Below are 21,110 nucleotides of genomic sequence, written 5' to 3' on the forward strand. Positions count from 1 at the left end.
CTTGATGGGGTAAGGCTCCCAGTAGACGACTGGGTTGATAGGCCAGATATGGAAGCCGGGTGACCGGTGGAGTTGACTGGTACTAATAGGCCGAGGGCTTGTCCTCAGTTGCTCGCGTCCACTGTGTTGGTTCTGAAGTAATGAACCGTGTTGATTTCCGGTTTCATCTTCATAGTGTTTCGGTGGTCATTGCGTTAGGGAAACGCCCGGTTACATTCCGAACCCGGAAGCTAAGCCTTTCAGCGCCGATGGTACTGCAGGGGGGACCCTGTGGGAGAGTAGGACGCCGCCGAACAATCATTCAGAGAGCCCTGTCGGGAACTTCGGTTCCCGGCAGGGCTCTCTTTTGTTGTGTTTCGGGTCACGCGGAGTTCATGTTGCGTGGGCACCATGCTGGCCATGGGCACTCCTACGGATGAGCTGTGGCGTGAGTTGACCCGGCTGGGCATCCGGCCGGGCGACGAGGTGGTCGTGCCGTCCTACGGCACCCCCGAGGCGGCGGAAGCGGTGTTGCTGGCCGGCGCGAGACCGGTCTTCGTGGACATCGACGCCGAGACCTTCTGCATAGACCCCGCCGCGGTGGCCGAGGCGATCACGCCCCGGACCGCGGCTGTTGTCGCCGTACACACCTTTGGACACCCGGCCGACATGGCCGGTCTCACCGCGCTGGGCCGACGGCACGGCGTTCAGATCGTGGGCTGTGGCGCACGGCCCGAGCCCGCCGGGGAGATCCTGCGGCGGCAGGCCAACGCGGCCTATCTCGACGGCAAGCTGCGCGGGGTCATCCCGCCCGCCGTGCGACAGGGAACGGAACACAGCTATCAGCAGTACGTGGTGCGGGTGCCCGGCAACGGCCGTCCGGACCGCGACGCCTTCGCCCGTACGCTGCGCTCCCGCGGCGTCGTGTGCCATGTGCCGGTGCAGACGCCCGCGCACCGCACGGCGCGGTTCCGGCGTGATCTGTGGCTCGTGGAGACCGAGCGGGCGGCCGATGAATGCCTGGCGCTGCCCGTCGATCCGGGTATGTCCCGGCGGGAGTTGCAGCGGGTGGTCTCGGCCTGCAACGCGCTCGGAGGACTGTTGCAGTCAGCCGCCTGAGCGACCGGGGTGGGGTGGTCAGGAGCGCACTCGAGTTCGGGTATGATCTATCTCGTTGCCGCGCCCCAATAGCTCAGTCGGCAGAGCGTCTCCATGGTAAGGAGAAGGTCTACGGTTCGATTCCGTATTGGGGCTCCAGCGCAAGGCCCCCGCCAAGTGGCGGGGGCCTTCGTCATGTTCGGCTCCAGAAGCTCCAAGCCCATACAACTCCAAGCCCATATAGGAGGGGGAGGGGGCCGAGCACTTCCGGCTCCGCTCCCTCCCCGTCTCCCGCTCCTTATGTCCTTATGCGTCGTGCGGCTCGGGGACGCGCATGACCAGGATCGCCATGTCGTCGGACGGCGGCTCCGCGGCGAAGCGCTCCACGGCCCGCAGCACCCGCGCCGCCACCGCCCCCGCGGTGAGTCCCGTGCAGGTGGTGAGGACGTCGGTGAGACCCTCGTCGCCGAGCATCCTGGTGCCCTCTCGGCGCTCGGTGACTCCGTCGGTGACGCACAGCAGGACGTCGCCCGGGTCGAGGGTGATGGTCTGCTCGTAGAGCTCCAGGTCCTCCATGACGCCGAGCAGCGGCTGTGGTTCGGCCGCCGCCTCGACGCTGCCGTCCTGGCGCAGGCGCAGCGGCAGCGGATGTCCGGCGCAGACGACCTTGAGGACCGCGCTGCCGTCGTGCTGCGGCCACAACTCGCCGTAGAGCAGGGTCAGGAAGCGGCTGCGGGCGCCCTCGTCGAGGATGGCCGCGTTGAGCCGCTCCAGCACCGCCGGGCCGCCGAAGCCCTCACGGGCGAGCAGCCGCAGCGCGTGCCGGGCCAGCCCGGTCACCGCGGCGGCCTCCGGACCGGTGCCGCACACATCGCCGATGGCGAAGCCGTAGGCGCCGTCGCGGATCGGGAAGAGGTCGTAGAAGTCACCGCCGACCTCATTGCCCTCGCCCGCCGCGCGGTAGATGACCTCGACCTCGACGCCGGGGACCTCGGGCTGCTCCGGCGGCAGCAGACTGCGTTGGAGGGACTGGCTGATGGCGGTGCGCTCCGAGTACAGCCGGGCGTTGTCCAGGGCGAGCGCGGCCCGGCGGGAGAGGTCTTCGGCGAGCTCCAGGTTCTCCTGGCGGAAGTGCTCGTCGGTGGGCTTGCCGAGGGTCAGCATGCCGATCACGCGGTTCCGGGCCACCAGGGGCAGCACGACCGTCTCGCCGCCCACCGCGGAGGCCGTCGCCAGGGAGGCGCCGGGGCCGGAGGAGGGGCGGGCGGAGTCGCCGAGGCTGAGGCTGCGCAGCGAGGTCCGCAGGGCCGCGGCGTGGGCGGCGTCGTAGGGGCCGGACCAGCCGCGGGCGCCGCCGGTGGGTACCTGCTCCGGCGGATCGATCTTCGTCAGCAGGGCCTTGAGGCCGTCGATACGGTCCTCGTCCTCGTGCAGGACGTAGGAGAGCTCGGGTTCGGAGACCTGGTCGGCGACGGTGTAGACGGCGCACCAGCTGGCGAGGGTGGGGACCGTCATCTGGGCCATCAGCGCGAGGGTCTGGTCGCGGTCCAGGGTGCCCGCGAGCAGGTCGGACGCCTCGACGAGGAAGGACAGCGAACCACGGCGCAGCCGCTCCAACTCGGTGAGGCGGGCCCGTTCGACGGCGAGGGCGATGCGGTCGGCGGCGAACTGGAGGCGCAGCGCTTCCTCGTTGCTGTACCGGCCGGGGGATTCGGCGGCGACGCCGAGTGATCCGGTGAGCCGTCCCTCGACCTTCAGCGGGACCGTGACGACCGAGCGCATCCCGGTGTTGACCAGGAGCGGGACCGCTCCGGGCAGCGCCGAGAGATCCTCGTGGACGGCGGGCATACGCGCCGAGCCGTAGCGGCCGGTGCCGGCTTCGACGGGGACACGGGCGAAGCGCTGGCGGGCGGAGGGCAGGCCGGTGGAGGCGCGTACCTCCAGCTCGGTTTCGTCGTCGGTGGCGAGCAGCAGATAGGCGGCGTCACCGTCCAGCATGTCGCGGGCCCGCTCGACGGTGCGCTGGAGCAGTCCGTCGAGGTCGTCCGGGGCCGGGGAGCCGATGAAGACCTCGAAGGCGTCGGAGGCCGGACCGCGGTCGGAGGATTCGCCGCTGTCGGGCGCCACCGCGCGCAGCGGGCTCTGGAGGACGGCGCGCTCTCGGTCGCGGACCAGCAGGCAGACGGTGGAGGGTTCGCCCTGGGCGTCTCGGACGCGCAGGTGGGAGGCGTAGACGGGGGCGACCCGGCCGTCGGCCCCGCGGATGCCGTAGGAGCCCTCCCAGCGGGAGAGCTGGAGGGCCTCGGCGACCCCGGTGCCGGTGCCGGGGGTGTGCGGCCAGGCCGCGAGGTCGGTCAGCGGCTTGCCGATGACCTGGTCCGCGGTGTAGCCGAACAGCTCCTGCGCGTCGTCGTTCCAGTCGCTGATGAGGGCGCCGCTGTCGACCTGGACGACGGCGACCCGGACCCGGGCGTCGGCGACGGGCAGGGCGCTGGAGGGCAGTGCGGGGCCCGCGGCCCGGGTGCCGGCCGGGCGGTCGGGGAAGTCGAGCTGGAACCAGACCTGCTTATGGGTCGCGGTGTACTCGACTCCCCAGCGTGCCGCGAGGGCCGCGCAGAGTAGCAGACCGCGGCCGCCCTCGCTGTCGGGGCTTCCGAAGTGGTGGCCGCCGTTGCTCTGCACCGGAAGCTCTCGTTCCGGGTAGCGGTCGGCGACCTCGACGCGTACGCCGGAGTCCGCGCGGACGCAGACCACATCGGCGGTCGTACCGGCATGGACGACGGCGTTGGTGACGAGTTCACTGGTGAGGACGACGGCGTCGTCGACGATGTCGGTGAGGCCCCATCCCTGCAGCGTGTCCCGGACGAACGTGCGGGCGGCGGCGACCGAGCGTCCGACCGGCTCGAAGGTGGCGGCTGCCCGCGCGGTGATCACAGGTCTCCTCATATGTGTCTCGGCGATCTGCTCACCCATGTCGCAGCGCCCCTCCGATGCCCTGGCCGGATGCCAGGTTACTTACCTCCACCGCGCTCGCGAATGCCGGTCGGCACTGATTCCACCCCAGAGGGTGCTGTACGCGGTGTGCGATGCTGCCGAACTGTTATGGCCTGGTTGGGCCATGGTGAAACACTGGGCAAGCTGGAAGAAGAACCCGACGAGGATGGTCGACCCTGCGGGAGGGACACGGTGGAGTCTGGCGCAGCGGCGCGGGGCACGAATACGCGCGCGAAGGGCGGACGGTCCCGAAGCAATGGGACGACTGAGGTGGAGACGGCTGCCCTGAACCGGTTGCTGACCGCCATGACGGCGATGCGGGACGGGAACTTCCGCAAGCGCATGACGGTCTCGGGTGACGGGGTCATGTCCGAGATCGCCGCGGTCTTCAATGAGGTCGCGGACCGGAACCTCCAGCTCACCGGCGAATTGACCCGGGTGCGGCGGGTGGTCGGCCGGGAGGGCAAGCTCACCGAGCGGCTGGAGACGGGCGCCTGCGAGGGGCAGTGGGCCGCGGCCATTGACGCGTCCAACGCATTGGTGGACGATCTTGTACGGCCGGTGTCCGAGGTGGGCCGGGTGCTGTCGGCGGTCGCCGAGGGTGACCTCGAGCAGCGCATGGACCTGCGGGCACAGGGTGCCGACGGTTCGGCGCATCCGCTGCGCGGTGAGTTCCTCAAGGTGGGGCGCACCGTCAACGGCCTGGTGGACCAGCTCTCGGCCTTCACCGACGAGGTGACGCGCGTCGCCAGTGAGGTCGGTACCGAGGGCAAGCTGGGCGGTCAGGCCCGGGTGCGTGGAATGTCCGGTTCATGGAAGGACCTCACGGAGTCCGTCAACACGATGGCCTCCCGGCTCACCGCCCAGGTGCGTGATATCGCGCTGGTGACCACGGCGGTGGCCAAGGGTGATCTCTCCCGGAAGGTCACGGTCCATGTGTCCGGGGAGATGCTGGAGCTGAAGAACACCGTCAACACGATGGTGGACCAGCTGTCCTCGTTCGCCGCCGAGGTGACCAGAGTCGCCCGTGAGGTGGGCACCGAGGGTGAACTCGGCGGTCAGGCGAAGGTGCCCGGGGTCGCGGGGGTGTGGAAGGACCTGACGGACTCGGTCAACCTGATGGCCGGGAACCTCACCGCCCAGGTGCGCGGGATCGCGCAGGTGACGACGGCGGTCGCCAATGGTGATCTGTCGCAGAAGGTGACGGTCAGTGCACGCGGTGAGGTCGCGCAGCTGGCCGACACGATCAACACGATGACCGAGACGCTGCGCACCTTCGCCGACGAGGTGACGCGGGTGGCCAGCGAGGTCGGGGCCGAGGGTCTGCTCGGTGGCCAGGCGCAGGTGCCGGGTGCGGCGGGGACGTGGAAGGATCTCACCGATTCGGTGAACACCGCCTTCCGGAACCTCACCGCGCAGGTGCGGGACATCGCCCAGGTGACCACGGCGGTGGCCAACGGCGATCTGTCGCAGAAGGTCACGGTGGACGTGGCCGGGGAGATGCTGGAGCTGAAGAACACCGTCAACACGATGGTGGACCAGCTCCAGTCCTTCGGTGCCGAGGTGACCCGGGTGGCCCGGGAGATCGGTGTCGAGGGTGAACTGGGTGGCCAGGCGCAGGTGCCGGGTGCGGCGGGGACGTGGAAGGATCTCACCGATTCGGTGAACACCGCCTTCCGGAACCTCACCGGACAGGTGCGCAACATCGCCCAGGTGACCACGGCGGTGGCCAACGGCGATCTGTCGCAGAAGGTCACCGTCGATGTCTCCGGTGAGATGCTCCAGCTGAAGAACACCGTGAACACCATGGTGGATCAGCTGTCCTCCTTCGCCGACCAGGTGACGCGGATGGCGCGGGACGTGGGCACCGAGGGGCGGCTGGGCGGTCAGGCCCGGGTGGACGGCGTCAGCGGCACCTGGAAGGACCTCACCGACTCCGTCAACTCGATGGCGGGCAACCTGACCTCGCAGGTGCGCGGGATCGCCCAGGTGACCACCGCCGTCGCGCGCGGCGATCTGTCGCAGAAGATCGAGGTGGACGCGCGCGGCGAGATCCTGGAGCTGAAGAACACCATCAACACGATGGTCGACCAGCTCTCCGACTTCGCCGAGCAGGTGACCCGGGTCGCCCGTGAGGTGGGTACGGACGGCCGTCTGGGCGGTCAGGCGCAGGTGCCCGGTGTGGCGGGCGTCTGGCGCGATCTGACCGACTCGGTGAACGGTATGGCAGGCAATCTGACCGCTCAGGTCCGTAACATCGCCCAGGTGGCGACCGCGGTCGCCAGGGGTGACCTCTCGCAGAAGATCGACGTCGATGCGCGCGGCGAGATCCTGGAGCTGAAGAACACCCTCAACACGATGGTGGACCAGCTCTCCTCCTTCGCCGAGGAGGTCACCCGGGTGGCCCGCGAGGTGGGCACCGAGGGGCAGTTGGGCGGTCAGGCCGAGGTGCAGGGCGTCTCCGGCACCTGGAAGGACCTCACCCAGTCCGTCAACGGCATGGCCAACAACCTCACCTCGCAGGTGCGTTCCATCGCCGAGGTGACGACGGCGGTCGCCAAGGGCGATCTGTCGAAGAAGATCACCGTTGACGCCAAGGGCGAGATCCTGGAGCTCGTCACCACCGTGAACACGATGGTGGACCAGCTCTCGTCATTCGCCGAGCAGGTCACCCGGGTGGCCCGTGAGGTGGGTACGGAAGGGCAGTTGGGCGGTCAGGCGCGGGTGCCGGGCGTCACCGGCATCTGGAAGGACCTGAGCAACAACGTCAACCTGATGGCCAATAACCTCACCATCCAGGTGCGGAACATCTCCCAGGTCTCGGCGGCGGTCGCCAATGGCGATCTGACGAAGAAGGTGACGGTCGAGGCGCGCGGCGAGGTCGCGGCGCTGGCCGACACCGTCAACACCATGGTGACCACGCTGTCGTCGTTCGCCGACGAGGTGACCCGGGTGGCGCGCGAGGTGGGCACCGACGGCATCCTCGGTGGTCAGGCGCGGGTGCCCGGGGTGTCGGGCACCTGGAAGGACCTCACCGAGTCCGTGAACTCGATGGCGTCCAACCTGACCGGTCAGGTGCGCAACATCGCCATGGTCACCACCGCGATCGCCCAGGGTGATCTGACCAAGAAGATCGACATCGAGGCGCGGGGCGAAATCCTGGAGCTGAAGACGACCATCAACACGATGGTCGACCAGCTGTCGTCGTTCGCCGACCAGGTGACCCGGGTGGCCCGTGAGGTGGGTACCGAGGGCCAGCTGGGCGGTCAGGCGCGGGTGCGGGACGTGGCCGGCACCTGGAAGGACCTGACCGAGTCGGTGAACGAGATGGCCGGGAACCTGACCCGTCAGGTGCGCGCCATCGCGGAGGTCGCCACCGCGGTGACCCGCGGCGATCTCAATCTCAAGATCGACGTGGATGCCTCGGGCGAGATCCAGGTCCTCCAGGACCACATCAACACCATGATCGCCAACCTCCGCGAGACCACGCTCGCCAACAAGGAGCAGGACTGGCTGAAGGGCAACCTGGCCCGGATCTCCGGTCTGATGCAGGGGCGGCGCGATCTGGAGGACGTCGCCCGGCTGATCATGAGCGAGCTGACCCCGGTCGTCTCCGCCCAGCACGGCGCGTTCTTCCTGGCGGCCCCGATCGGCGAGGGCACCGAGGTGGTGGCCGACAGCACCTCCGAGGAGGGCTACGAGCTGCGGCTGATCGGCAGTTACGGCTACTCCCACGGGTCGATGCCGACCTCCTTCCAGCCGGGCGAGACGCTCATCGGGACGGTCGCGGAGGAGAAGCGGGCGATCCTGGTGGAGAACGTGCCCCCGGGCTACCTCAAGATCGCTTCGGGCCTGGGCGAGGCGGCCCCGGCGCATGTGATCGTGCTGCCGGTGCTCTTCGAGGGCCAGTTGCTCGGTGTGGTCGAGCTGGCCTCGTTCCAGCCGTTCGCACAGATCCAGAAGGACTTCCTCAACCAGATCGCCGAGATGATCGGCACCAGCGTCAACACCATCAGCGTCAACACCAAGACCGAGGTGCTGCTGAAGCAGTCGCAGGAGCTGACCGAGCAGCTACGGGAGCGCTCGGCGGAGCTGGAGAACCGGCAGAAGGCGCTCCAGGCGTCCAACGCGGAGCTGGAGGAGAAGTCGGACCGGCTGGCCCGGCAGAACCGCGACATCGAGGTGAAGAACACCGAGATCGAGGAGGCGCGGCAGGTGCTCGAGGAGCGTGCCGAGCAGCTCGCGGTCTCGATGCGCTACAAGAGCGAGTTCCTGGCCAACATGTCGCACGAGCTGCGCACCCCGCTCAACTCGCTGCTGATCCTGGCCAAGCTGCTCGCCGACAACGCGGACGGCAACCTCTCGCCGAAGCAGGTGGAGTTCGCCGAGACCATCCACGGCGCGGGCTCGGACCTGCTGCAGTTGATCAACGACATCCTGGACCTGTCGAAGGTCGAGGCGGGCAAGATGGACGTCAGCCCGACCCGGATCGCCCTGGTCCAGCTCGTCGACTACGTGGAAGCCACCTTCCGGCCGCTGACCGCAGAGAAGGGGCTGGACTTCTCGGTGCGGGTCTCGCCCGAACTCCCGGCCACACTGCACACCGACGAGCAGCGGCTGCTGCAGGTGCTGCGCAACCTGCTGTCCAACGCGGTGAAGTTCACCGACACCGGCGCCGTGGAGCTGGTGATCCGGCCGGCGGGCGGCGATGTGCCCAATGCCATCCGGGAACAGCTCCTGGAGGCGGGCGCGCTGCGCGAACCGGACGCGGAGATGATCGCGTTCTCGGTGACCGACACCGGTATCGGCATCGCGGCCAGCAAGATGCGGGTGATCTTCGAGGCGTTCAAGCAGGCCGACGGGACCACCAGCCGCAAGTACGGCGGCACCGGTCTGGGGCTGTCCATCAGCCGGGAGATCGCCCGGCTGCTGGGCGGTGAGATCCACGCGGCCAGTGAGCCCGGCCGCGGTTCCACCTTCACGCTCTATCTGCCGCTGCACCCCGGTGAGCTGCCGCCCCAGGGCTATCCGCAGCTCGCTCCGGGCGGATCGGCGCAGGCCATCGCGATCCCGGGCCATTCGGCCTCCGGGCCGCGCACTCCGGCCGCGCTGGAGAACGGTTCCGCGGAGCGGGTCACCGGGGCCGGGTCCGCGATGGAGCACGAGGCGGCGCCGGACGTGTCCGTCAATGGCGGCCAGCGGGTGTCGGGGCCGGCCCGGCGGGACCGGCGGACCGAGCAGGAGCCCGAGCTGCCGTCGGCCGGGCCGGAGCAGCCGCAGCCCGTGGACCGCGGGGCGGGCAGGCGGGGACGGCAGTTCCAGGAGCAGGCCCCGGAGCCGTGGCTGCTGGGCGGCCAGGACCTGGTCGTACCGGAGCCGGTGGGCGGTTTCCACGGGGAGAAGGTGCTCATCGTCGACGATGACATCCGGAACGTGTTCGCTCTCACCAGCGTGTTGGAGCAGCACGGACTCCAGGTGCTCTACGCGGAGAACGGCCGGGAGGGCATCGAGGTCCTCGAGCAGCACGACGATGTCGTGCTCGTCCTGATGGACATCATGATGCCGGAGATGGACGGTTACGCGACGACGGCGGCGATCCGCAGGATGCCGCAGTTCGCCGGACTGCCGATCATCGCCCTCACCGCGAAGGCGATGAAGGGGGATCGTGAAAAGAGTATTGAGGCTGGCGCGTCGGACTATGTCACGAAGCCCGTCGACACCGATCATCTTCTTGCGGTGATGGAGCAGTGGATGTCAGAGCAGTGACCCGCGGGACGCGGGGCGCGTCTGTGGTGTTGACTGACTGTCGCCGAACACGTGTGGGAACGCGGTATTCGGGGAACCTTCTGGTCTCCCGCCGCGTTTCTGCTACGTGCACAGTGACATCGCGGTGACAGGGTGTGGCGAACAGCGGGGTGCGGCTACCATGACCGGCACAAGGACGGGCGGCGCAAGGGAGTCGTCCCCTGGGGCGGCGCCCGGTGCTTTCCCCAGCTCTTCGAGCTGGGGCGACCCCAAGCCGGGACGAGGAGGACGGGGCATGGTGCAGAAGGCCAAGATCCTCCTGGTCGATGACCGGCCGGAGAATCTGCTGGCGCTGGAGGCCATTCTCTCCGCGCTCGATCAGACCCTGGTGCGGGCATCGTCAGGGGAGGAAGCGCTCAAGGCGCTGCTGACGGACGACTTCGCGGTCATCCTGCTGGATGTCCAGATGCCGGGCATGGACGGGTTCGAGACCGCCGCGCACATCAAGCGGCGTGAGCGGACCCGGGACATCCCGATCATCTTCCTCACGGCGATCAACCACGGCCCGCACCACACCTTCCGGGGCTATGCCGCCGGCGCGGTGGACTACATCTCCAAGCCGTTCGATCCGTGGGTGCTCAGGGCGAAGGTTTCGGTCTTCGTCGATCTGTACATGAAGAACTGCCAGCTGCGGGAGCAGGCTTCGCTGTTGCGGCTGCAGTTGGAGGGCGGTCAGCCCGCGGCAGGTGAGGACGCCAGGGAGTCGGCGGGGCTGCTTGCCGAGCTCTCCGCGCGGCTCGCCGCCGTCGAGGAGCAGGCCGAAGCGCTCTCCAAGCAGCTGGACGAGTCGGCCGACGCGGCCGCGGTGGCCACCGCGGCCCATCTGGAGCGCAAGCTGACCGGTCTGCGGCGGGCGCTGGACGCCCTGGAGCCGGGCGCGGGCAGCGGCGCCAGCCAGGTCCCCTCGCAGAACTGACCGCGTCCCACCCGCCGCAGGCCGTTCGCCCCCGGCCACCAGCGCTTTGACGCCCTGTCACCGTCCTCTCACCGCACGGCCGGTATCCGGTGCACGCGTGACGTCAGTGGCGTCTGATGTGTCCACCATGCGTGCTCCGTACGGCGGACGCGGGTAATCTCGCCCCCATGGCCTCTCGTACGTCCGGCAAGGGTTCCCAGAGCGCGGCGGGCACTCCGAAGAAGCGCGCCGGGCAGTCCGGAGGCGCGGTGAAGAAGTCACCCGCGAAGAAGGCGGTGGCCAGGAAGGCGCCCGCCAAGAAGCCGACGGCGCCCGCGAAGAAGGCCGTTCCGAAGAAGAAGGCGGCGGCGAAGAAGGTGGCGCCGCCTCCGGCGCCCAGCCCCACCAGTGGTGTCTACCGCGCGGTGCGCGCGGTGTGGATGGGCTCGGCGCGCGGTGTCGGGGCGATGTTCCGCGGCATAGGGCGCGGTGCCAAAGGGCTGGACCCGGCGCACCGCAAGGACGGCAGCGCACTGCTGCTGCTCGCCCTGGCGCTGATCGTCGCCGCGGGCACCTGGTCGAATCTGGACGGCCCGGTCGGCGACCTGGTCGAGATGCTGGTCACCGGTGCCTTCGGCCGGCTCGATCTGGTGGTGCCGATACTGCTGGCCACCATCGCCGCCCGGCTGATCCTCCACCCCGAGAAGCCGGAGGCCAACGGACGGATCGTGATCGGTCTGTCCGCGCTGGTGATCGGGGTGCTGGGCCAGGTCCACATCGCCTGCGGGGCTCCGGGGCGCGGCCAGGGGACCGAGGCGATACAGGACGCGGGCGGTCTGATCGGCTGGGGCGTCTCCCGGCCGCTGATCTACGCGATGGGCGAGGTGCTGGCGGTACCGCTGCTGGTGCTGCTCACCGTCTTCGGGCTGCTGGTCGTCACCGCGACCCCGGTCGCGGCGATCCCGCAGCGGCTGCGGGCCGCGGGCATCCGGCTGGGCCTGATCCAGGACCACGGGGCGTTCGAGGACGCCGGGGCGGATGGGGAGTACGCCGAGGAATGGCGCGAGACGCCCGTCAGGCGCCCGCGGAGGTCCGCCCCGGCCCTCGGAGCCGATGATGTCGCGGACGACCATGAGCGGGCCGAGGAGGACGCGCTGCGGGGGCGCCGCCGTTCCCCGCGCCGTACCCAGCCCGTTGAGCCGCCGCAGGACCGTCCCCTGGACGCGGTGGACGTGGCGGCCGCGGCCGCCGCCTCGCTGGACGGCGCCGTCCTGCACGGCGTCCAGCCCTCGCCGCTGGTCGCCGGGCTGAGCAACGGGATCTCGGCGGAGCGCGACACCGGTGAGGGCAGCGGTGCGGTGTCCCGGCCGGGCGACACCGGTCCGGAGCTCACCAAGTCCGCCGGGACGGGCTCCCGCCGCGGCGGGAGCGACGAGAGCGAGGAGACGGGGGGCTCCCGCGTACCCGATCTCACCCGGCCCTCGGCCGACGCCGCCGAGCCGCTGCCGCCCCGCGCCGAGCAGCTCCAGCTCTCCGGTGACATCACCTACTCGCTGCCCTCCCTCGAATTGCTGGAGCGCGGCGGGCCCGGCAAGACCCGCAGCGCCGCCAACGACGCCGTGGTCGACTCGCTGACCAAGGTGTTCACGGAGTTCAAGGTCGACGCGGCGGTCACCGGCTTCACCCGCGGTCCGACGGTCACCCGCTACGAGGTGGAGCTCGGCCCGGCGGTGAAGGTCGAGCGGATCACCGCGCTGACCAAGAACATCGCGTACGCGGTCGCCAGCCCCGATGTGCGGATCATCAGCCCGATCCCGGGCAAGTCCGCGGTGGGCATCGAAATCCCCAACAGCGACCGCGAGATGGTCAACCTCGGTGATGTGCTGCGCTCGGCGGACTCCGTCGGCGACGATCACCCGATGCTGGTCGGCCTCGGCAAGGACGTCGAGGGCGGCTATGTGGCGGCCAACCTCGCGACCATGCCGCACGTACTGGTGGCGGGCGCCACCGGCTCCGGCAAGTCGTCCTGCATCAACTGCCTCATCACCTCGATCATGGCCCGGGCCACTCCGGACGATGTGCGGATGGTGCTGGTCGACCCCAAGCGGGTGGAGCTGACCGCGTACGAGGGCATTCCGCACCTGATCACGCCGATCATCACCAACCCCAAGCGCGCCGCCGAGGCGCTCCAGTGGGTCGTGCGCGAGATGGACCTTCGCTACGACGACCTCGCGGCCTACGGGTTCCGCCATATCGACGACTTCAACGCGGCGATCCGCAAGGGCACGGTCAAACAGCCCGAGGGGAGCGAACGGGAGCTCAAGCCGTACCCGTATCTGCTGGTGATCGTCGACGAGCTGGCGGACCTGATGATGGTCGCCCCGCGTGACGTGGAGGACGCCATCGTCCGGATCACCCAGCTCGCGCGCGCGGCCGGGATCCATCTGGTCCTCGCCACCCAGCGCCCCTCGGTGGACGTCGTCACCGGACTGATCAAGGCCAATGTGCCTTCGCGGCTCGCCTTCGCCACCTCCTCGCTGGCCGACAGCCGGGTCATCCTGGACCAGCCCGGCGCCGAGAAGCTGATCGGCAAGGGCGACGGGCTGTTCCTGCCGATGGGCGCGAACAAACCGGTCCGGATGCAGGGCGCCTATGTCACCGAGCGCGAGGTCGAGGCCGTCGTCACGCACTGCAAGGAGCAGATGGCCCCGGTCTTCCGCGAGGACGTGACGGTCGGGACGGGGAGGAAGAAGGAGATCGACGAGGAGATCGGGGATGATCTCGATCTTCTGTGTCAGGCCGCTGAGCTGGTTGTTTCCACGCAGTTCGGTTCGACGTCCATGCTGCAGCGCAAGCTGCGGGTGGGGTTCGCCAAGGCCGGGCGGCTGATGGACCTCATGGAGTCCCGGGGGGTCGTCGGGCCGAGCGAGGGCTCCAAGGCGCGGGACGTGCTGGTGAAGCCGGACGAATTGGATGGCGTGCTGGACGTGATCCGCGGTAAGGCTCATTCGTAAGGATTCGGCAGGCAACCGTTTCCCCTGCCGAGACGTCAAGTTGAGGGAGGTGGCGGAGTGAGGTCGCACCATCATGATTGCGCGGCAATCCCGATGGCGGACAAACTCCGTCCTCCCGCTTGCCCGACCCTTTCGTCCCACCCCTAGACTGAACCTCCAGCAGGTGGCTACACGCTCGAAAGGCGCCCCCGTGTCCATCGGCAACTTTCCCGAAGACGGCAACTCCCCCGAAAACGACCGGCCTTCCGTCGGCAGCGCCCTCCGGCAAGCCCGCATCGACGCCGGGCTGACCATCGACGAGGTCAGCACCTCCACCCGGGTCCGGGTCCCCATAGTGCAGGGGATCGAGCAGGACGACTTCTCGCGCTGTGGCGGCGACGTGTATGCCCGGGGGCATATCCGCGTGCTCGCGCGCGCTGTCGGACTCGATCCCGATGGTCTGATCGCACAATTTGACGCCGATCATGGTGGACGGCCGGTGCCGACCGCCCCGGCCCCGCTCTTCGAGGCCGAGCGGATCCGTCCCGAGCCCCGGCGCCCCAACTGGACCGCGGCGATGGTCGCCGCCATCGTGGCCGTCGTCGGATTCGTCGGCTTCACGCTTTTCAGTGGTGGTGACGGCGACGGCGGGTCCACGGTCGCCGAGGAATCCGGTTCGCCGAAGGCCAGCCACACGCCCAGCCGGAGTCACCAGCCCAAGCCCGACGAACCGGACCGCCCTGAGCCGTCCGACAGCGCCATCGCGGGCGTTCCGGCGGACAAGGTCACGGTCAAGCTCACCGCCGAGGGCGGGCAGAGCTGGATCTCCGCGCAGGATCACAACGGGCGGCTGCTGGAGGAGGGCGTGCTGCGCGAGGGCGACTCCAAGACGTTCAGCGACAGCAAGCGCATCGACCTGGTGCTCGGGAACGCCGGGGCGATCAAGCTCTTCGTGAACGGCAAGGAAGTGAAGAAGGTGGGCACCAGCGGTGCCGTCCAGCGGCTGAGCTACACCAAGGGAGATCCCGAAGCGGGCTGACCGCCCGTGATCGGGAGCCCTGGCAGCGGGGGCAGGGCAGGGGACGAAGTAGTCTGAGCGCATGCCCGAACGCCGCACTGTTGCCCTTGTCACTCTTGGCTGCGCCCGTAATGAGGTGGACTCGGAGGAGCTCGCAGGCCGCTTGGCGGCGGACGGCTGGGAGCTCGTCGAGGAAGCCGCCGAAGCCGACGTCGCCGTCGTCAACACCTGTGGTTTCGTCGAAGCCGCCAAGAAGGACTCGGTCGACGCCCTGCTGGAGGCGCGGGACCTGAAGGACCACGGCCGGACCCAGGCCGTCGTGGCCGTCGGCTGCATGGCCGAGCGCTACGGCAAGGAGCTTGCCGAGGCGCTGCCCGAGGCCGACGGGGTACTCGGTTTCGACGACTACGCCGATATCTCCGACCGGCTCCAGACCATCCTCTCCGGCGGCATCCACGCCTCCCACACCCCGCGCGACCGCCGCAAGCTGCTGCCGATCAGCCCCGCCCAGCGGCAGGACGCCTCCGCCGTGGCACTGCCCGGCCACGCCCAGGACACCCCGCCCGAGGACCTGCCCGCCGGAGTGGCGCCCGCCTCCGGGCCGCGTGCCCCGCTGCGCCGCCGGCTGGACTCCAGCCCGGTCGCCTCGGTGAAGCTGGCCTCCGGATGCGACCGGCGGTGCTCCTTCTGCGCCATCCCGTCCTTCCGCGGCTCCTTCATCTCCCGGCGGCCCTCGGACGTGCTGGGGGAGACCCGCTGGCTGGCCGAGCAGGGCGTCAAGGAGGTCATGCTCGTCTCCGAGAACAACACCTCCTATGGCAAGGACCTCGGCGACATCCGGCTGCTGGAGACGCTGCTGCCGGAGCTGGCCGCCGTGGACGGCATCGAGCGGATCCGGGTCAGCTACCTCCAGCCCGCCGAGATGCGGCCCGGGCTGATCGACGTGCTGACCTCGACCGAGAAGGTCGCGCCCTACTTCGACCTGTCCTTCCAGCACTCGGCCCCGGGGGTGCTGCGGGCGATGCGGCGCTTCGGGGACACCGACCGCTTCCTGGGCCTGCTGGAGGAGATCAGAGGCAAGGCGCCGCAGGCGGGCGCCCGGTCCAACTTCATCGTGGGCTTCCCCGGGGAGACCGAGGAGGACCTGGCCGAGCTGGAGCGCTTCATCAGTGAGGCGCGCCTGGACGCCATCGGCGTGTTCGGCTACTCGGACGAGGACGGCACCGAGGCCGCCGGCTACGAGAACAAGGTCGACCCGGACGAGGTCGCCGCCCGGCTGGAGCACCTCTCCCGGCTGGCCGAGGAGCTCACCGCCCAGCGGGCCGAGGAGCGGCTCGGCGAGGTCGTCGACGTGCTGGTGGAGGAGATCGAGGAGACCGGGACGGTGCTGGGGCGCGGCGCCCACCAGGCGCCGGAGACCGACGGGCAGACCCTGCTCAGGACGGACGCGAAGCCCGCGGTGGGCCGTATCGTCGAAGCCAAGGTGATCGCGACGGAGGGAGTGGACCTCGTCGCGGAGCCGCTGCGGCCGCTGGACGGATCCGGTGGCGGCGCGTGTACCGAGGAGGCGGCCAGATGACAGGCGTCCCGGCCTCCGCCGCGGGAGGCCACCACCGGACGGCCGCGGCCGTCCGGCCCGCCCGACTGTGGAACATCGCCAACATCCTCACCATGATGCGGCTGGTCCTCGTGCCGGTGTTCGTGCTGCTGATGCTCCACAACGGCGGCTACGACCCGGCCTGGCGCTCGTTCGCCTGGGCGGCGTTCGCGATCGCCATGATCACCGACCTCTTCGACGGCCACCTGGCCCGGCGGTACAACCTCGTCACCGACTTCGGCAAGATCGCCGACCCGATCGCGGACAAGGCGATCATGGGCGCGGCGCTGATCTGTCTGTCGGCCCTTTCCGATCTGCCCTGGTGGGTGACGGGCGTGATCCTCTTCCGTGAGATAGGGATCACACTGATGCGGTTCTGGGTGATCCGGCACGGGGTGATCCCGGCCAGCCGCGGCGGAAAGATGAAGACCCTCGCGCAGGGCACGGCGGTGGGGATGTACATCCTGGCGCTGACCGGGCCGCTGGCCACCCTGCGCTTCTGGGTGATGGCGGTGGCCGTGGTGCTGACCGTCGTCACCGGTCTCGACTACGTGCGCCAGGCGATCGTGCTGCGCCGTGCCGGCCGCGCGGCCCAGGAGCCCGCGCCATGAACGGCGGCGCCCCGGAGGGCGGCCCGGCGGAGCACGGGCGGGCCACCGCGGCCGGGGTGCTGGCGCTGCTGGAGCGGCGCGGGCAGACCGTGGCGGTGGCCGAGTCGCTCACCGGCGGTCTGGTGGCCGCGGAGCTGACGGCGGTGGACGGGGCGTCCCGTTCCTTCCGCGGTTCGGTGACCGCCTACGCCACCGCGCTCAAGCACGAGCTGCTGGGGGTGGACGACGCCCTGCTGGCCGAGCGCGGGGCGGTGGACGCCGAGGTCGCGCGGCAGATGGCCCGGGGCGTGACGCGCGCGCTGGGCGCCGACTGGGGTGTGGCCACCACCGGTGTGGCGGGTCCCACACCGCAGGACGGTCAGCCCGTGGGCACCGTCCACGTGGCGGTGGCCGGGCCCGCGGACCGGGTGGCGGCGGCCGCGCTGCGGCTGGAGGGGGACCGCTCGGGCGTCCGCGAACAGAGCGTGGAGGCCGCGGTCAAGCTGCTGTTCAGCGAATTGATCGCAACAGCGGGGGCACAGGATACGGAACAACACAGCGGGATTTGATGTTTGCAGCCCTGAGTGAACACGACATCGCTCCCCGCACGGGCGCAGCCGGAGGCGGTACGGTGGGGCGTGAAGGATCCGGATCCGAGGTCCGAGGAGGGAGCCAGCGATGATTCTGCTCCGTCGCCTGCTGGGTGACGTGCTGCGTCGGCAGCGCCAGCGCCAGGGCCGTACTCTGCGCGAGGTTTCCTCCTCCGCCCGGGTGTCGCTCGGCTATCTGTCAGAGGTCGAGCGCGGGCAGAAGGAAGCCTCGTCGGAGCTGCTCTCCGCGATCTGCGATGCCCTGGACGTACGGATGTCGCAGGTGATGCGAGAGGTGAGCGACGAGCTGTCGCTCGCGGAGCTGGCGGAGTCGGCGGCGGCGGGCGAGAAGGTGCCCGCGCCGATGCGGCCGATGCTCAACCCCGTATCCGTGTCCTCCGTGACGGGTGTCCCGGAGGAGCGGGTGACGATCAAGGCGCCCACGGAGGCTGTGGACGTCGTGGCGGCCTGATCCACGTACAGGCCTTGCCCTGCGGCTTTTCGGGCCCCGGTCGGTTCTCACCGGCCGGGGCCCGATGTTTGTTCCGCCTCTTTCGGGTCACCCAGGGGTGAGAGGTAATCAAGGGGGCTGAACGGTCGAACAGGAGGAAGCGGATGACTGTGGTCAAGAGTCCGCTCGGGGACGAAGGTCTGAAGATCGTCGGCGATGCCCTCCAGGGCGCCCTCGTCGACCTCGTGGACCTCGCGCTGGTGGGCAAGCAGATCCACTGGACGGTCGTCGGCCCGCGGTTCCGCACGGTTCATCTCCAGCTCGACGAGGTCGTCGCGACCGCCCGGGCGCACGCCGACACGGTGGCGGAGCGGTCCTCGGCGATCGGGGTGGCTCCGGACGGGCGGGCCGAGACGGTCGCGAAGACCAGCGCCGTCGGCGCGGTCAAGGGTGGCTGGACCGAGGACAAGGAAGCCGTGCGGACGCTGGTGGAGGCCCTCGCGTCGGTGATCGCCCGCATGCGTGAGCGCATCGACGCCACCGCCGATCCCGACCCGGTGAGCCAGGACATCCTGATCGGGCTCACCCGGGATCTCGAGAAGCACCACTGGATGTTCCAGGCGGAGAACGTCAACGGAGGCTGAAGCCCTGAAACCTGCTTTGGCCAGCACGAACTAGCGTTGCGAAGCGTTTCAATGCGTGGCCACATCTTCCGGTGTCATGCGGAAGGATCCCGGAATCCGGCGGCCCGACCGGAACGCTTCCGGAACGAAGATGACCCCCGATGCCGCGCAAAGCGGCATCGGGGGTCATCCTTTTGGGTGGGCCGTCGGCAGGGGCGGGGAGCGCCTCGGATCCGCCGACGGCCCGGGGTGCCACAGGGGATGACCCGCCATCCGAGATGGCGGCCCCGTGGCACCCGGCCTGTGGGGCGTGACATTCGTTTGCCCCGGTCGATCAGCCGGATGTGGGGGAGTGTGCGCGTTCACTCGATAGAGCGAACATGCGTGCGATTTTCGGGGCAGGGGAGAGCGTCCCCGCCGTCTGCTCGTTTACCCATGATCGAAAAATGTCACACGCCATGGCACTGACTTTTGATCTTGGTCCATTCAGCGTGGACTGGTGCACGTCCCGACCGATCCCCCGCCCGACTGGATCCTCCGGTGGCGCCGGGATATCGGCACTCGCGTCCGCGATTTACGGATGGATCGCAATCTGACCCAGGAAGGGTTGGCCGGTCGCATCGGCGCGGAGCGACGCACGATCTATCGGATCGAACAGGGCATGCACTCGCCGTCCCTGGACCGGCTGCTCCAGATCGCTCGCGCGCTACATGTCGCGCCGTCCGCGTTGATGCCGGATAGCCCGCTGGACCCGACGGGCCCACGCGAGGCGTGAGCATCGGGCGTGGGGGCTCGCATCGAGGGGCGTAGTGATGGCGGGCTCCAGGGACGTAGGGGCATGGCCAGCCGACCGTAACGGCCGGTAACTTCACGGTGCAACTATCGGACGTCCGAGTATCCGGAGCAACCCCCGCCAGTAACGGCTCGGTAGCGATCGTGTGGACGCCCTGCGGAGCCCTCAGCGGCTGGCGTACGCGTACGCGATCAGCACCAAGCCGCGCGCCGCCGGTGCGACGCGCGGCCGGCCCGGCTCCTACTCGACCGCCCCGCACCCCGAGCACACGAACTGGGTCACGCTTGTCGGGTTGCCGTTGTCGTCCGTATCCACGGTCCGGTACATGGTGCCGCCGCAGCTGCTACAGCCCTTGGTCTCGATTCCCTGACCCACGGCCTGTCCTCTCTCCGGCCAGCAGCGCCATCGCGTCGTCCAACTGCGCAATGACCGCCAGCCGTCCCTGTTCCCGGTCTTCGATGTCGTCAGGGGTGTCGCGGGAGGCGGCGCGCCGTGGGCAGCTCGGGCACTGCCAGCGGTCGTACCAGCCGGGTAGGGGTGGCTTCATTGCTACGTGGCAACTCGGGCACTCCATGGCGACCCCTTCAACGTGGCCACACCCCGCGCACACCCACAGGGGGCCTTCACCGTCCCGTTGCATCCACATGGTGCGTCGGCACTGTGGGCAGCCGGTGGTGCTGATACCCATCGGTCCCATGAGGGGTGGTTCTGGTGTGGCGTTGGCGTACTCAACGATCTGTGCCCGCTCCCGCTCCGAGTCCGCGCGGGCCATCCGGAGGAGGTGCGCGAGGCGCGTGCGGGCCTGGTCTGCAAACTCGCCCATCGGGAGGCGAGCGTACGCGTTTCGGCGTGCATGTCACGGCGGATCTCCGTATGTCACACGAATAGGGGTGGCAGAGCGCCCGTTCGTCTCCTCCGGTTGTGCGGGGAGGCGGACGGGCAGGAGACCGAACGCCGGGGTGCTGGCCGGGTCAGCGCGGCAGCGGGCCGGGATCGGAGTCCGGGATGATGAACCCCCGGAGACGTCCGCTCTCCGGCGTGGCCTCGTCGGCCTCGTCCTGGGCGGTGCGCATCGCCTCGACCAGGTCGGCGTACCTCGGGTCGATCCACTCCATCAGACACTCCTCTCTTCCGGCCCGCAGCCTACGGGGCGGGTCAGCCCTTGGGCTTGGGGATGATGACGATCGGGCCGCCATCATCGCTGTGCTGGCAGCTGGCGGCCACGGGGATGCTCGGGTCGTCGGGGGCGAGCCACAGCGCGTCGTCCAGGGGGAAACCCGCCTCGGTGATGCGCTGCTGGGTGCGGGTCAGCGCCTCGGGCGCGCGCTGGTCGGGCGCCGGCGCTTCGGGGACGTGGTGCACGAAGGTGCCGACGCGGTCGCACAGCTGGCGGTACGTGCGGGTGTGGAGGATGAGCGCGTGCCAGCCCTCGTCCACGACCTGCGACGGGACGAGCGGGGTCGGCGATGTTGCCGCCGCGGCGACGAACTTGACCGCCTCGTCCACGATCCTCACGGCCATGTGCTCGGTCAACTCAGGGTTGCCGCGGAGGACAGTGCCTACGACCTCGGCTCGCGTCGGCTGGTCGAGTAACGCAGTAACGTCACGCATGTGTACCTCTCTCTGTGGGGTGGTGCACGGTCTCCGTCCCGGCCGCTGGCCGTCCAAGCGCGCGGCCGGGGCG

14 protein-coding genes, 1 tRNA gene and 2 rRNA genes are annotated in these 21,110 nt (G+C 69.6%); 14 read left to right on the forward strand and 3 right to left on the reverse strand.

All coding sequences use genetic code 11. The annotated features are described in order from the left end of the window. From NMK44_RS00005 to NMK44_RS00020, 4 genes are all read left to right on the forward strand, one after another. Positions 1-106: ribosomal RNA gene (locus NMK44_RS00005) — 23S ribosomal RNA — on the forward strand; the annotation flags it as partial. 72 nt (positions 107-178) lie between these two features. Next, positions 179-295, forward strand: a 5S ribosomal RNA gene (gene rrf, locus NMK44_RS00010). A 104-nt stretch (positions 296-399) separates the two neighbouring features. Further along, positions 400-1,098 (forward strand): DegT/DnrJ/EryC1/StrS family aminotransferase, encoded by a 699-nt coding sequence (locus NMK44_RS00015; protein ID WP_254737020.1) that lies wholly within the window; start codon positions 400-402, stop codon positions 1,096-1,098. A 62-nt stretch (positions 1,099-1,160) separates the two neighbouring features. Next, a tRNA-Thr gene (locus tag NMK44_RS00020) sits at positions 1,161-1,236 on the forward strand. Between the two features lie 147 nt (positions 1,237-1,383). Here NMK44_RS00020 and NMK44_RS00025 read toward each other — a convergent pair. After that, complete coding sequence (locus NMK44_RS00025) at positions 1,384-4,050, reverse strand: SpoIIE family protein phosphatase (protein ID WP_254737021.1); 2,667 nt, start codon at positions 4,048-4,050, stop codon at positions 1,384-1,386. 213 nt (positions 4,051-4,263) lie between these two features. On the opposite strand from NMK44_RS00025, the gene NMK44_RS00030 reads away from it, so the two are divergent. The 10 genes from NMK44_RS00030 (at position 4,264) to NMK44_RS00075 (ending at position 19,408) form a co-directional block, all read left to right on the forward strand. Then, positions 4,264-9,837, forward strand: a complete 5,574-nt coding sequence (locus NMK44_RS00030; protein ID WP_254737022.1) for a HAMP domain-containing protein — start codon at positions 4,264-4,266, stop codon at positions 9,835-9,837. Positions 9,838-10,111: 274 nt separating this feature from the next. Further along, positions 10,112-10,792, forward strand: a complete 681-nt coding sequence (locus tag NMK44_RS00035; RefSeq protein WP_254737023.1) for a response regulator — start codon at positions 10,112-10,114, stop codon at positions 10,790-10,792. 167 nt (positions 10,793-10,959) lie between these two features. Then, positions 10,960-13,785 (forward strand): DNA translocase FtsK, encoded by a 2,826-nt coding sequence (locus NMK44_RS00040; RefSeq protein ID WP_254737024.1) that lies wholly within the window; start codon positions 10,960-10,962, stop codon positions 13,783-13,785. A gap of 190 nt (positions 13,786-13,975) precedes the next feature. Further along, positions 13,976-14,803 (forward strand): helix-turn-helix domain-containing protein, encoded by an 828-nt coding sequence (locus NMK44_RS00045; protein ID WP_254737025.1) that lies wholly within the window; start codon positions 13,976-13,978, stop codon positions 14,801-14,803. Positions 14,804-14,864: 61 nt separating this feature from the next. After that, complete coding sequence (gene rimO, locus NMK44_RS00050) at positions 14,865-16,361, forward strand: 30S ribosomal protein S12 methylthiotransferase RimO (protein ID WP_254737026.1); 1,497 nt, start codon at positions 14,865-14,867, stop codon at positions 16,359-16,361. After that, the gene (gene pgsA, locus NMK44_RS00055) at positions 16,358-16,990 is read left to right on the forward strand and encodes a CDP-diacylglycerol--glycerol-3-phosphate 3-phosphatidyltransferase (RefSeq protein WP_254737027.1); all 633 of its coding nucleotides are present in this window, start codon (positions 16,358-16,360) and stop codon (positions 16,988-16,990) included. Before rimO ends, pgsA begins: the two co-directional genes overlap by 4 nt. Next, a complete protein-coding gene (locus tag NMK44_RS00060; RefSeq protein ID WP_254737028.1) occupies positions 16,987-17,538 on the forward strand; it encodes a CinA family protein in 552 nt (183 codons plus the stop codon). Before pgsA ends, NMK44_RS00060 begins: the two co-directional genes overlap by 4 nt. A gap of 109 nt (positions 17,539-17,647) precedes the next feature. Further along, entirely contained in the window at positions 17,648-18,031 is a 384-nt protein-coding gene (locus NMK44_RS00065; RefSeq protein ID WP_176180301.1) for a helix-turn-helix domain-containing protein, read from the forward strand. Positions 18,032-18,174: 143 nt separating this feature from the next. Beyond that, positions 18,175-18,654 carry a Dps family protein gene (locus NMK44_RS00070; protein WP_254737029.1) on the forward strand — a complete coding sequence of 160 codons (480 nt, stop codon included), beginning with the start codon at positions 18,175-18,177 and terminating at the stop codon, positions 18,652-18,654. Between the two features lie 478 nt (positions 18,655-19,132). Continuing rightward, entirely contained in the window at positions 19,133-19,408 is a 276-nt protein-coding gene (locus NMK44_RS00075) for a helix-turn-helix domain-containing protein (RefSeq protein WP_254737030.1), read from the forward strand. 989 nt (positions 19,409-20,397) lie between these two features. Here NMK44_RS00075 and NMK44_RS00080 read toward each other — a convergent pair. Both NMK44_RS00080 and NMK44_RS00085 read right to left on the reverse strand, forming a co-directional pair. Beyond that, positions 20,398-20,541, reverse strand: coding sequence for a hypothetical protein (locus NMK44_RS00080; protein ID WP_254737031.1), 144 nt, complete (start codon positions 20,539-20,541; stop codon positions 20,398-20,400). A 40-nt stretch (positions 20,542-20,581) separates the two neighbouring features. Further along, positions 20,582-21,037 (reverse strand): glycine-rich domain-containing protein, encoded by a 456-nt coding sequence (locus NMK44_RS00085; RefSeq protein WP_254737032.1) that lies wholly within the window; start codon positions 21,035-21,037, stop codon positions 20,582-20,584. Positions 21,038-21,110 lie beyond the last annotated feature (73 nt).

This window comes from Streptomyces cucumeris (assembly GCF_024295805.1).
GTDB lineage: Bacteria > Actinomycetota > Actinomycetes > Streptomycetales > Streptomycetaceae > Streptomyces > Streptomyces cucumeris.

Excerpts from the sequence above, each read along its gene's own strand:
- NMK44_RS00070 (WP_254737029.1), top strand. The coding sequence starts at position 18,175 with ATGACTGTGGTCAAGAGTCCGCTCGGGGACGAAGGTCTGAAGATCGTC.
- NMK44_RS00035 (WP_254737023.1), top strand. The coding sequence starts at position 10,112 with ATGGTGCAGAAGGCCAAGATCCTCCTGGTCGATGACCGGCCGGAGAAT.
- NMK44_RS00040 (WP_254737024.1), top strand. The coding sequence starts at position 10,960 with ATGGCCTCTCGTACGTCCGGCAAGGGTTCCCAGAGCGCGGCGGGCACT.
- NMK44_RS00085 (WP_254737032.1), bottom strand. The coding sequence starts at position 21,037 with ATGCGTGACGTTACTGCGTTACTCGACCAGCCGACGCGAGCCGAGGTC.
- rimO (WP_254737026.1), top strand. The coding sequence starts at position 14,865 with ATGCCCGAACGCCGCACTGTTGCCCTTGTCACTCTTGGCTGCGCCCGT.
- NMK44_RS00080 (WP_254737031.1), bottom strand. The coding sequence starts at position 20,541 with ATGGAGTGGATCGACCCGAGGTACGCCGACCTGGTCGAGGCGATGCGC.
- pgsA (WP_254737027.1), top strand. The coding sequence starts at position 16,358 with ATGACAGGCGTCCCGGCCTCCGCCGCGGGAGGCCACCACCGGACGGCC.
- NMK44_RS00060 (WP_254737028.1), top strand. The coding sequence starts at position 16,987 with ATGAACGGCGGCGCCCCGGAGGGCGGCCCGGCGGAGCACGGGCGGGCC.
- NMK44_RS00025 (WP_254737021.1), bottom strand. The coding sequence starts at position 4,050 with ATGGGTGAGCAGATCGCCGAGACACATATGAGGAGACCTGTGATCACC.
- NMK44_RS00065 (WP_176180301.1), top strand. The coding sequence starts at position 17,648 with ATGATTCTGCTCCGTCGCCTGCTGGGTGACGTGCTGCGTCGGCAGCGC.
- NMK44_RS00015 (WP_254737020.1), top strand. The coding sequence starts at position 400 with ATGGGCACTCCTACGGATGAGCTGTGGCGTGAGTTGACCCGGCTGGGC.